General features: G+C 64.8%; 10 protein-coding genes. 1 reads left to right on the top strand and 9 read right to left on the bottom strand.

All coding sequences use genetic code 11. From position 1 onward, the window contains the following. The 5 genes from APM_RS01575 to APM_RS01555 form a co-directional block, all read right to left on the bottom strand. The coding region (locus APM_RS01575; RefSeq protein WP_007421604.1) for an acyl-CoA dehydrogenase family protein at positions 1-961 on the bottom strand (961 nt) is incomplete at its 3' end. A 22-nt stretch (positions 962-983) separates the two neighbouring features. Further along, positions 984-3344, bottom strand: coding sequence for a 3-hydroxyacyl-CoA dehydrogenase/enoyl-CoA hydratase family protein (locus APM_RS01570; RefSeq protein ID WP_007421603.1), 2361 nt, complete (start codon positions 3342-3344; stop codon positions 984-986). Then, positions 3344-4480 carry a thiolase family protein gene (locus APM_RS01565; RefSeq protein WP_007421602.1) on the bottom strand — a complete coding sequence of 379 codons (1137 nt, stop codon included), beginning with the start codon at positions 4478-4480 and terminating at the stop codon, positions 3344-3346. The genes APM_RS01570 and APM_RS01565 overlap by 1 nt, the downstream gene beginning before the upstream one ends. Before the next feature lie 24 nt (positions 4481-4504). Further along, a complete protein-coding gene (locus APM_RS01560; RefSeq protein WP_007421601.1) occupies positions 4505-4939 on the bottom strand; it encodes a MerR family DNA-binding transcriptional regulator in 435 nt (144 codons plus the stop codon). A 662-nt stretch (positions 4940-5601) separates the two neighbouring features. Then, complete coding sequence (locus APM_RS01555) at positions 5602-5805, bottom strand: cold-shock protein (protein WP_007421600.1); 204 nt, start codon at positions 5803-5805, stop codon at positions 5602-5604. A 313-nt stretch (positions 5806-6118) separates the two neighbouring features. Between APM_RS01555 and fghA the strand changes: the two genes are divergently transcribed. Further along, on the top strand, positions 6119-6970 hold the full coding sequence (fghA, locus tag APM_RS01550; protein WP_007421599.1) for an S-formylglutathione hydrolase: 852 nt from the start codon (positions 6119-6121) through the stop codon (positions 6968-6970). A 27-nt stretch (positions 6971-6997) separates the two neighbouring features. Here fghA and dnaA read toward each other — a convergent pair whose 3' ends face one another. The 4 genes from dnaA to APM_RS01530 all read right to left on the bottom strand — a co-directional run. After that, positions 6998-8470, bottom strand: coding sequence for a chromosomal replication initiator protein DnaA (dnaA, locus tag APM_RS01545; protein ID WP_013639118.1), 1473 nt, complete (start codon positions 8468-8470; stop codon positions 6998-7000). Positions 8471-8912: 442 nt separating this feature from the next. Continuing rightward, entirely contained in the window at positions 8913-9185 is a 273-nt protein-coding gene (gene rpsT, locus APM_RS01540) for a 30S ribosomal protein S20 (protein WP_007421597.1), read from the bottom strand. Between the two features lie 217 nt (positions 9186-9402). Continuing rightward, positions 9403-10587 (bottom strand): O-succinylhomoserine sulfhydrylase, encoded by a 1185-nt coding sequence (gene metZ, locus APM_RS01535; protein WP_007421596.1) that lies wholly within the window; start codon positions 10585-10587, stop codon positions 9403-9405. Between the two features lie 93 nt (positions 10588-10680). Further along, positions 10681-11360: DsbA family protein (locus APM_RS01530; protein ID WP_241763088.1), on the bottom strand; the 680-nt coding region annotated here is incomplete at its 5' end.

Genomic DNA, 11360 nt, shown 5'->3' with positions numbered 1-11360 from the left:
TGCGCTCGCGCGCATAGGCCACGGCGTTCTGGTACGCGACCTCGGCGATGCCGAGCCCCTGGATGCCGACGGAGAGTCGCTCGGTGTTCATCATCTTGAACATCGCGGCGAGGCCCTTGTTCGGCTCGCCGACGAGCCAGCCGGTCGCGCCGTCGAAGCTCATCGCACATGTGGCGGAGCCGTTCAGCCCCATCTTGTGCTCGATCGCGGTGCACTGCATGCCGTTGCGCGGGCCCAGCGTGCCATCCTCGCGCGGCAAGAACTTGGGCACCAGGAACATCGAGATGCCCTTCACCCCGGCCGGCGCGTCCGGCAGGCGGGCGAGGACGAGATGGACGATGTTTTCCGCAAGATCGTGCTCGCCGGCACTGATGAAGATCTTGTTGCCGGTGATGCTGTAGCTGCCGTCATCGTTCGGCACCGCCTTGGTGCGGAGCATGCCGAGATCGGTGCCGCAATGCGGCTCGGTCAGGCACATCGTGCCGGTCCACTTGCCGGAGACGATGTTGGGAAGCCAGGCCTTCTTCTGCTCTTCCGACCCCGAGTGCTTCAGCGCGACATAGGCGCCGTGGCTCAGCCCGGGGTAGAGGCCGAACGCGACATTGGCGGAGCAGAACATCTCCTCGACCATCATCGCCGCGGTCAGCGGCATGCCCTGCCCGCCATAATCCGGGTCAGCGGAAATCGAGGTCCAGCCGCCCTCGCAGAAAGTGCGGTACGCCTCGCGATAGCCGGTCGGCGTGCGGACGACGCCGTTTTCATAGGTGCAGCCCTCGCGGTCGCCCACCTGATTGAGCGGGAACAGCACCTCCTCGCTGATCTTCGCGGCTTCCTCCAGCACGCTGTCGATTAGTTCGGGGGTGAAGTCCGCATTGCCGGGCAATTCGGCGATGGCGGTGCTGTCATAGAGCTCGTGCAGGACGAAGCGCATGTCCTTGAGCGGCGCCTTGTAGACGGGCATGTCGTATCTCCCTTGTCTCGGTTCAGTTGCGCAGGGGTTTGCCGGTATCCAGGATATGCTTGATCCGCGCCTGGCTTTCCTTGGTGCGGAACAGGGCCATGAAGGCCTCGCGTTCGAGGTCCTTCACCGCGGCGACCGGCACCGGATCGGTCATGTCGGTATCGCCGCCGGTGAGCACGCGGGCAAGGTGGGACGATACCGTCACGTCATGCGGGGTGGCGACTCCCTTCTTGCGGAATTCGTCCACCGCCATGCCGAGGGCGACGCGGCCGGAAGCGCCCGGCAGTTGAAGCGTTTCCGGCTCGGCGGGCGCATATCCCGCCACCATGGCGAGCGCCCGGGCCTTGGCGTCGGCCAGCACGCGCTCGCGGTTCATGGTGATGCCGTCGCCGGGGCGGAGGAATTTCAGCTCCTTCGCCTCGGCGGCCGAGGTCGCGACCTTTGCCGTGGAAATCATCTCGAAGACCTTCGAGACGGCGGGCATCGGGCCGCGTGGCGCATCCTTCGCGCCCTGCCAGCGCGCCAGCATCGTGGCACAGCCACCCCAGCCCGGCACGAGGCCAACGCCGACCTCGACAAGCCCCATATAGGTCTCGGCATGGGCCTGAACGGCGTCGCAATGCAGCAGGATCTCGCAGCCGCCGCCCAGCGCCCGGCCGGCCGGCGCGCCCACCACCGGGAACGGCGCCTCGCGCAGCGCCTGCAACGCCTTCTGCCCCTCCTTCACCGTGCCCTCGATCTTGCCCCACATGCGCAGATTAGCGGCGAACATGGCGAGGCCGAGATTGGCGCCGACCGAGAAATTCTCCTTGCCCGGCCCGGCGCGCAGGTTCTCGCTGTAGATGACCAGCGCCTTGTAGGATTTCTGCACCAGCGCGATGGTCTTGCCGAGAAGAGCGAGAATGTCGCCATCGATCGAGTTCATGATCGAATGGAACTCGACGCAGAGCACGCCGTCGCCGATGTCCCAGACCGAGGCGGACTTGTTCGAGAGGACCGGCTTGCGGCCGCGCTTCGCATCCTCGAGCAGCAGCACGCCAGGCGCGCGTTCGACGGCCCGGTAGCCGCCATCGGGCATGAAGCGGAGCAGCGTGGCGCCGTCCTCGCGGTAGAACGCGCCCTTGCCGAGTTTGGCGAGCAGCGGCGGGATCGGCTCGTCCAGTTCCACGAGATGCGACGAAACCCAGTCGGCGCCGAGCCGGTCGATCAGTTCGAACGGGCCATATTTCCACGTGTAGCCTAGGCGCATCGCGGCATCGACGGCGGCAATGTCGTCACCGATCTCGGGGATCAGCGAGGCCGCATAGGCCAGTACGCGGCCGAGCACTCCCCAGGCATAGCGCCCATATTTCGACTTGGCACCGACGAGGCGTTTGAGGTCCTTCTTCGCGTCCTTCACCTCGGCGATGTCGGGCCGGATGGAGGGCCGCCATTCCAGCCGCCCCTGCGCCGCCGCGGCAAGCGAGAGGGTCTCCTTCACGCGATCCTTGCCGCGCCCGGTGGAGCGGTAGAAGCCGCCCTTCCCCTTCTTGCCGGTATAGCCCTCGGCGATCATCGTCGCGAGGAACGGTGCCTCGCGGTTCATCATGTGGAACGCGTCGGTCTTCGGCAGCAGGCGGGCGAGCGAGGCATTGACGTGCGGGCCGAGATCAATGCCCACTAGGTCCATCAGCCCGAATACGCCGGTCGAGGGAAAGCCCATCGGCTTGCCCATGATCGCATCCGCTTCCTCGATCTCGATCCCCATCTCGAGCGCCAGCACGAGCGCCGTCTGGATCCAGTAGGTGCCGATGCGGTTGGCGATGAAGCCCGGCGTGTCGCGGCAGGGAATCACCGATTTGCCAAGCGTGACATCGCAGAATTCGGTGATGCGGGCGATGGCATCGGCGCTGGTCGCCGGGCCGGTGACCAGTTCCAGCAGCCGCATGTAGCGCGGCGGATTGAAGAAATGGGTGATGACGAAATCGGGCCGGAGGCTCTCCGGCATGTCCGTCATCAGTTCGGCGAGCGGAATGGTGGAGGTGTTGGATGACACCACCGAACCGGGCTTGCGCACCTCGGCCAGGCGGCGATAGAGCGCCTGCTTGATGTCGAGCCGCTCGATCACCGCCTCGACGATCCAGTCGCAGTCGGCGAGGGCAGCGAAATCGTCCTCGGTATTGCCGGGCGCGATCAGCCGCGCGGCGCGGGAGGACATTAGCGGCGCCGGCTGGGTCTTCTTCAGCCGCTCGATCGCTCGCCGGGCGATGGCGTTGCGGTCATCCCCCTCCTTCGGCACGATATCGAGCAGGCGGACCTTGATGCCGGCATTGGCGATCTGGGCGGCGATCGCGGCCCCCATCACGCCGGCGCCGATGACGGCGACGGATTGGATGGCACCCATCAGAGCGCCTCCAGAACCGTCGCGATACCCTGCCCGCCGCCGATGCACTGGGTCGCGAGGGCGAATTTTCCGCCTTCGCGCCGGAGCAGCTGCGCCGCCTTGCCGGTGATGCGGGCACCCGTCGCCCCGAGCGGATGGCCAAGCGCGATGGCCCCGCCATCGAGATTGACGCGCGCCGGATCGAGACCGAGTTCGCCGATGCAGGCGAGCGCCTGGGAGGCAAAGGCCTCGTTGAGTTCGACCACGTCGAGCGCCGAGGCCTCGATGCCGGCGCGAGCGAGCGCCTTGCGCGAGGCGGCGACCGGGCCCATGCCCATGATGTCCGGCGCGCAGCCGGCCACGGCAACCGAGCGAATGCGCGCGAGCGGCGCGAGGCCGTGCTTCGCGGCATAATCCTCCGAGCAGACCAGCACGGCGGAGGCGCCATCGGTCAGCGGCGAGGAGGTTCCGGCGGTGACCGTACCCTCGGCATCGAAGGCTGGCTTCAGCCCGGCCAGGGCTTCACGCGAGGCATCGTGGCGGATGCAGCCGTCCTCCGACACCATGGCGCCCGAAAGCGAGATCGGCACGATCTCGCCGGCCAGTTTCCCCGCCTTCTGCGCCGCCGCCGCCTTGATATGGCTGGCGAGGGCGAATTCCTCCTGCGCCTCGCGTGAAATCTGCCAGCGTTTCGCGACGTTCTCGGCCGTCTCGCCCATGCCCATGTAGGCGGCCGGCATCTTGGCGAAGAGGGTCGGCGACGGCATCGGGTTGAACCCGCCCATCGGCACCCTGGTCATGCTCTCGACGCCCGCGGCGATGAAAGCCTCTCCCGCGCCCATCGCGATGGCGCCCGCCGCCATGTGGATCGAATACATCGACGAGCCGCAGAACCGGTTCACCGTCGCCCCGGCAACGCTGATCGGCAGGTCGGCCATCAGCCCGATCAGACGGGCGACATTCAGCCCCTGCTCGGCCTCCGGAAAGGCACAGCCGACGATGAGATCCTCGACGTCGCTCGCCGCGATGCCGCTGCGGTTCACCAGTTCGCGAACGACGGCGGCGGCCATCTCGTCGGGCCGGACCCGCGAAAGCCCCCCTTTCCGCGCAAGGGCGAATGGCGAGCGGGCATAGGCGGCGATGACGGCGCTTGGCATGGGCAAAGGACTCCTGTTCTCTGTCTATTTGGCGGCCTGCTTCAGGGCATTTTCGGACTGGCGCTCGATATCCGCCAGTTCGGCGAGGCTCTGCTCGAGCGCCGCACGCTGTTCCTGAAGCTTGGCGATACGCTTTCGCACGCCGGCAAGCAGCTGGCGCAACTGGGTATGCTGGGTAGGATCGACGTCATAGAGGTCGAGGTAGTCCTTGATCTCACGCAGCGAGAATCCAAGGCGCTTGCCGCGCAGGATCAGCATGAGCCGCGCGCGGTCACGCGAGGTGTAGACGCGGGTAGTGCCGGCGCGACTTGGATTTACCAGCCCCTTGTCTTCATAGAACCGGATGGTTCGCGCGGTCACGCCCAGCTGGCGGGCGAGCTGGCTGACCGAGTAGAGCGCGTTGCCGTGCTGTCCCGCAGCCTCGTCCTCACGTTGGTGACGTTCGTGCAGCGCCGCCATCGCGGGGCCAGTGCTTGTTCGAGTGGTCATTGGTCGTCCTGTCGAATTATAAAAGCCGGATGGGGACAATACCATAAATGACCGATTCCCGTCGTTAACGATAAGCGAATGATCATTACGTATAGGGCATGCACGGTAATATGTCGAGCCATATCTCGGGCCCGAATGCGAAATTTGCCGCGCAAACGGAAGCGGGTCCGGGTTCAACGTATTGAAATTTGCGGCACGGTGGCCCGCTGGCGGCAATCGCAACGGCCCGGCGACGGGCCTTCGGTCACGAAAATGTCAGATGCGCGGCGAGTTTGGTCTGCCGAGCACAACAGTCCCGCAGGCCGGCCACTCACCGCAGATCGTCTGGTCAGGAGGAATGGGCGCGGTGACCACCGACCACCAGCCGAACCGATCTAGATCGGATGTGGCGTTCCATCTCACCGGCATGACGAGTCTCCTTGTCCGGCAGGGCGCGGGATCACGCTCCTGCCGGCTCTCGCCTCGAGTCGTACAGCCGCAATCAACCGAATTCGGTAGGACAAGGCGGGTCTGGTCCATTGGGTGCCTGCAATTTTGCAGACATCTCCTTTTGGTCGATCAGCACGTATGGTCGCGCAATAAAAAACGGGGCCCCGGAGGGGCCCCGCCTTTCGTCGCGCCGGACCGTGAGGTCAGACGGCCTTGAGGTTTGTCGCCGCTGCCTTGCCGCGTTCCTGCGTCACCTCGTAGGAAATCTTCTGCCCTTCGTTGAGGCCGCGCATGCCGGCCGCCTGAACTGCAGTGATGTGGACGAAAACGTCCTTGCCGCCATCCTGCGGCACGATGAAGCCGAAGCCCTTCGTGGTGTTGAACCACTTGACAGTGCCGATCGCCATTGTCGCGTCGTCGCTCCTAAGACAGACCCACCGTGCGACCGCCGCACGGCTCCAGAGGGACAACCGGGTTTTGGACGTCTTGGCCGTACGGAAACCCGTCTCGTGCAACAAGGCAAGCCAAAGTCGATTGCGCGTTTAATGACGCAGAAACCGCAGGAACTGTCAACGCGAATAAGTCTCCTCCTGTCGGGTTTCAGAAAGATTTCGTAAATCATGCGTTTAAATTCGATAAAGCGCATATCGACGCAGACCGATTGCCTTCCATCCACCTGCGCGGGATAGTTGTGCGCATGATTCAAAGGGAGATCGATACATGACCAGCGCCACCGTTCTTGAGACGGTTTCGACCCAGAAATGTTTTGGCGGCATGCAGGGCGTTTATCGGCATGAGGCAAAGGAGACCGGCTGCACAATGCGATTCGCCGTTTTCCTGCCGCCGCAGGCCGCGGCGGGAACGGTTCCTGCGCTCTATTATCTGGCCGGGCTGACCTGCACCGAGGAGAATTTCACGGTGAAGGCCGGGGCGCAGCGCGTGGCCGCGGAACTCGGCATCGCCCTGATCGCGCCGGATACCTCCCCGCGAGGCCTCGGTTATCCTGGCGAGGACGACGCCTATGATTTCGGCACCGGCGCCGGTTTCTATGTCGATGCGACGGAAACGCCGTGGCGGGACGGCTACCGGATGTATTCCTACATCACGAGGGAACTCCCTGCCCTCATCAACGCGTCCTTTCCGGTCGATCCCGCGCGCGTGGGCATTTTCGGCCATTCGATGGGTGGGCATGGCGCGCTGACGATCGCGCTGAAGAACCCTGGCGCCTACCGCTCGGTCTCGGCCTTCGCGCCGATCGTCTCGCCGATGCGCTGCCCCTGGGGTGAAAAGGCGCTGACCGGCTATCTCGGCGTCGACCGTGCGAACTGGCGCGCCTATGACGCGACGGCGCTGATCGAGGACCGCGGCTGGGCAGGGCCGGCCATCCTCGTCGACCAGGGCACCGCCGATCCGTTTCTCGAACGCGAGCTGAAACCGGAACTGCTCCGCGAGGCCTGCGCGGCGAAGGGCGTGAAGCTCGATCTGCGGATGCAGGAGGGGTACGACCACTCCTACTTCTTCATCGCGACCTTCGTGGAAGACCATCTGCGCCATCACGCCCGCCATCTCTGACAGGCGGCGACGCTGCCCGGATCCGGCTCAGACGGTCAGGATCCGGCGCAGCAGTTCGACATCCTCGGCGAAATCGGGATCGGCCTCGATCAGTTCGGTCACCTTGGAGACCGCGTGCATGACGGTGGTATGGTCGCGGTTGCCGAATTTCCGGCCGATCTCGGGCAGGCTGCGGCTGGTCAGCTGCTTGGCGAGATACATGGCGATCTGCCGAGGCCGGGCGATGTTGCGCGCGCGCCGGGCGGAGGACATCTCGCTGACCCGGATATTGTAATGCTCGGCGACCTGCTTCTGGATCTCCTCGATCGTGATCTTGCGGTCATAGGCGCGGAGCAGGTCGTGCAGCACCTCATGCGCCGTCTCGAGGGTCACCGGGCGCTCGAACAGGTTGGCATGGGCGATCAGCCGGTTCAGCGCCCCTTCGAGCTCGCGGACATTGGCGGTGATCTTCTGCGCGAGGAACTCCATCACCCGCCCCGGCACGACGACGCCAGCCCGCGCGGCCTTGGCCTCCAGGATCGCGAGGCGCAGTTCATAGGTCGTGGCATGGACATCGGCGACCATGCCGCAGCCGAGCCGCGTGCGCAGCCGATCCTCGATGCCGGACAGGTCCGACGGCGACTTGTCGGCCGAGACGATGATCTGCTTGCCGGAATCGACCAGCGCATTGAAGGTGTGGAAGAATTCCTCCTGCGTGCCATCCTTGCCGATCAGGAACTGCAGGTCGTCCACCATCAGCACATCGACGCTGCGCAACTCGTTCTTGAATTCGATGGTCGATTGCCGGCGCAGGGCGCTGACGAATTTGTGCATGAACTTCTCGGCCGACATGTAGGCGACCGTGACCTCGTCCGAGCGCTGCGACAGTTCCCAGGCAATCGCGTGCATCAGATGGGTCTTGCCGAGACCGACACCGCCGTAGAGGAACAGCGGATTGAACCCCGGCGACGCGTGCCCGTCGGCGACGCGGCGCGCGCAGGCATAGGCGAATTCGTTCGGCTTGCCGACCACGAATGTATCAAAGGTGAAGCGCGGGTCGAGCGGCGCGCTCATGTCCGGGCGTTCCTCGGCCTCGCGGCGCGCCGCGGCGGCGGGCCGCGCGATCGCGGTCTTCGGCTCCACCTCGGCGAGGTCGGGCGCGCGCTCGCTGGTGCCGGCCGGCCGGGTCCGGATATCCACGCGCCGTACCGCCGGGTTCTCGGCCTGCCAGAACGCGGTCAGCAGGTTGCCATATTCCTTGTTCACCCAGTCACGCAGGAAGCGGGTCGGCAGCATGACAGTCACTTCATCGCCGTCGAGCCCATGCAGCACGGCTTGCCGCAACCAGTTGCGGTACTCGACCTCGCCGATTTCTTCCTGAAGTCGGCCGCGAACACGGCTCCACTGGTGCGCCAGTTCATCCTGGCTGATTTCACCGCGCGTGCGTCCCGGAGACCGGGTTTCGAGCCCCTGTTCCTGCCAAGTTTGCGTGTCCAAGCGCACCGCTCCCCGTCCTGCCATCGTCCCAGCTCAACCGAATAGCGATTTCCGCCATACGGCCGCACAACCCCGCTCCCGCAATCGACGGTTGAAAAAACCCTCGACCAGGCAAGCTTTCGTCATTTGATCGTCATCTTGAGGCCCAAAACTAGGCCAAGTCCGGCACCCTGCGCAAGACCCAACAGGTTCGATTTTTTGCTGATATAATGTGCATCTTTAAAAATTTGCCCATTAAATCAGATGATTGACCAACCCATTTGAAGTGAGGGAATATCATTCCACGGTAAAATCTCGAAAACATCTCACAAGCAAAAGTTGCAGCGACATTATATTCGCTGTTGCGAGACGCTATCACGATAAAACCGAACCGGGACAAACGAACGCGGGCGGCCGCAAGGAACAGCCGCCAAGACACTCGAATTGTTACGATTGTATGACGCGCCAGCGAGGCGCGCAACAGACCTCAGGCCGAAGCCGAAAGGGCCTTCACACGCGCCGACAGGCGGGACAGCTTGCGCGAAGCCGTGTTGGCCTTCAACACACCCTTCGTCACGGCGCGCTGCAGTTCGGGCTGCGCGGCAATGAATGCCGTCCGCGCCTCGATGTGATTGCCCGTCGCGATCGCCTCCTCCACCTTGCGGATAAAGCTGTGCACGCGCGACCGACGGGCCTTGTTGCGAGCGGTGCGCACAAGGGTCTGACGGATGCGCTTCTGCGCCGATGCGATGTTGGCCATGGGCGAACTGTCTCTTCCTGTAAACGGAACAAAAACCACAGGCCGCAGCGAAATTTGCCGCGGCCCGTGTGAGAGAGTGCTTATCGCCGCGTGAAGCGGGCGTCAAGCATCAAGACGCGAAGCCGCTGCCCTTGCCGCTCACAGGCATCCGGGCAAGTCACTTGTAGCGGACGGCGGCCCTGCCGAGCGACCGGACCGCGCTCAATCCGCCGACGCCTCATTTCAGCGCCGCCAGCGCCCGATCAAGGTCATCAATCAGGTCGGCGACATCCTCGAGCCCCACCGAGAAGCGGATCGTGCCGCCATTGATCCCGAGGCGCGCCCGCTCGGCCGGCGCGATGCGCGAATGGGTGGTGGTTTCCGGGTGCGTCACCATCGATTTCGAGTCACCGAGATTGTTGGAAATCGCAATGAGCTCGAGCGCGTTCATGAAGCGGAACGCCGCGTCCTTGCCGCCGTCGAGTTCAAAGGTCACGAGTGTGCCGCCGGCACTCATCTGCTGCCTTGCGAGATCGACCTGCGGATGATCGGCCCGGAAAGGGTAGAGCGCGCGGATGACCTGCCGCTGGCCGGCAAGATGGTCGGCGATGGCGGCAGCCGAACGCGAGGCCTGGCCGACGCGGAGCGCCATTGTCTCCAGCCCCTTCAGGATCACCCAGGCATTGAACGGCGAGATCGCTGGGCCGGTATTGCGGGTGAAGGGCTGGAGCGTGTTGTCGATCCAGTCCTTGCTGCCAAGCACGGCGCCGCCGAGCACGCGGCCCTGGCCGTCCATGTGCTTCGTCGCGGAATAGACCACCACATCAGCGCCGAATTCAAGCGGCCGCTGCAGCAGCGGGGTCGCGAAAACGTTATCGACCACCACGATCGCGCCGGCCTTGTGAGCAAGATCCGCCACGGCCCGCATGTCGATGATCTCGAGCATCGGGTTCGACGGGGTTTCGAGCAACACCAGCGCCGCTCCCGGCGCCAGCGCGGCCTCCCACGCCGCAAGGTCGCCGCCATCGACGAAGACGCTCTCGATCCCGTAGCGCGGCAGCAGCGTGGAGACGATCCACGAGCACGAGCCGAACAGCGCGCGCGAGGCGACCACGCGGTCTCCCGCCTTGAGATGGGCGAGCAGGGCGGCATTGACCGCGGCCATTCCCGTCGCCGTGGCACGGCAGGCTTCCGCCCCCTCCAGGGTCGCGAGCCGGGCCTCCAGCATGCTCACGGTCGGGTTGCCGAAGCGTGAATACTGATAATGGGAGATCTCACCCTTGAAGGTCGCTTCCGCCTGCTCGGCATTATCGTAGACGAAGCCGGAGGTGAGGTAGAGCGCTTCGGCGTTCTCGGCGAAGTTGGACCTGACCTGGCCAGAATGAACCAGGTTGGTCGCGGGACGATAGATGCGTGAGGTCATGTTCCGTCTATATCCTGCCCGCGCCGGACGGCAACCCACACCGGCAGAACGCTGTCGCGCGGCCCTTCGCCGGCGGCAGGCGGGCCGCCCCGATCAGCCCGCCAGGGCGGCGGCGCCAGAGAGCGACGTATCCCCCAGCCAGCGGCCAAGTGCTGGAACCAGCCGAGCCGCGGGCTGAAAGCCTTCGGTCACGAGGGCATACTCGTGTTCGGTGCCGGAACTCGCGATGAGGGTGGGAAACCCGGTGATGCCGGCCTGCTGGGTAATCGCAAAATCCTGCCAGGTTTCGGCACCGAGTTCGTCGGAACAGAGCGTATCGCGGAACTGGTTCGCGTTGAAGCCGAGCCGTGCTGCGATTCCGGCAAGCACAACCGGATTCGTGACGTCCTCGTTCCCGGTGTAGAAAGCACGCTGGATGGCGGCGAGAAGGTCGAATGCATCCGCCATCGAGCGGCGACGGGCCACCACCAGCGCACGGCAAGCCGGCTCGGTGTCGTAGACGAAGCGGGCGCGGTCGAAAAACGAGAAATCGAAAGGCTGACCAGACGCGTTCCGCACATGCTCCCAATGCCCGCGGGTGCGGGCCTTGGCGGCCTCGTCCATCGGCTCGGTCGTGCCGGGCCGCAGCCCGCCAACGATCAGACGAACCGGCAGGCGTTCGCCATACCTCCCGCGGATGGCGTTGATCACCGGCGCGAAACCCCAGCACCAGGAGCACATAGGGTCTGCAAAGTAGACGAGATGCGGTTGAGTCATCATGTTGGCTGGCTTCT

The organism is Acidiphilium sp. PM (assembly GCF_000219295.1).
GTDB classification, from domain to species: Bacteria; Pseudomonadota; Alphaproteobacteria; order Acetobacterales; family Acetobacteraceae; genus Acidiphilium; species Acidiphilium multivorum.
Note: the sequence above shows the minus strand (reverse complement) of the source record. Positions and strands in the feature narration are given on the sequence as shown.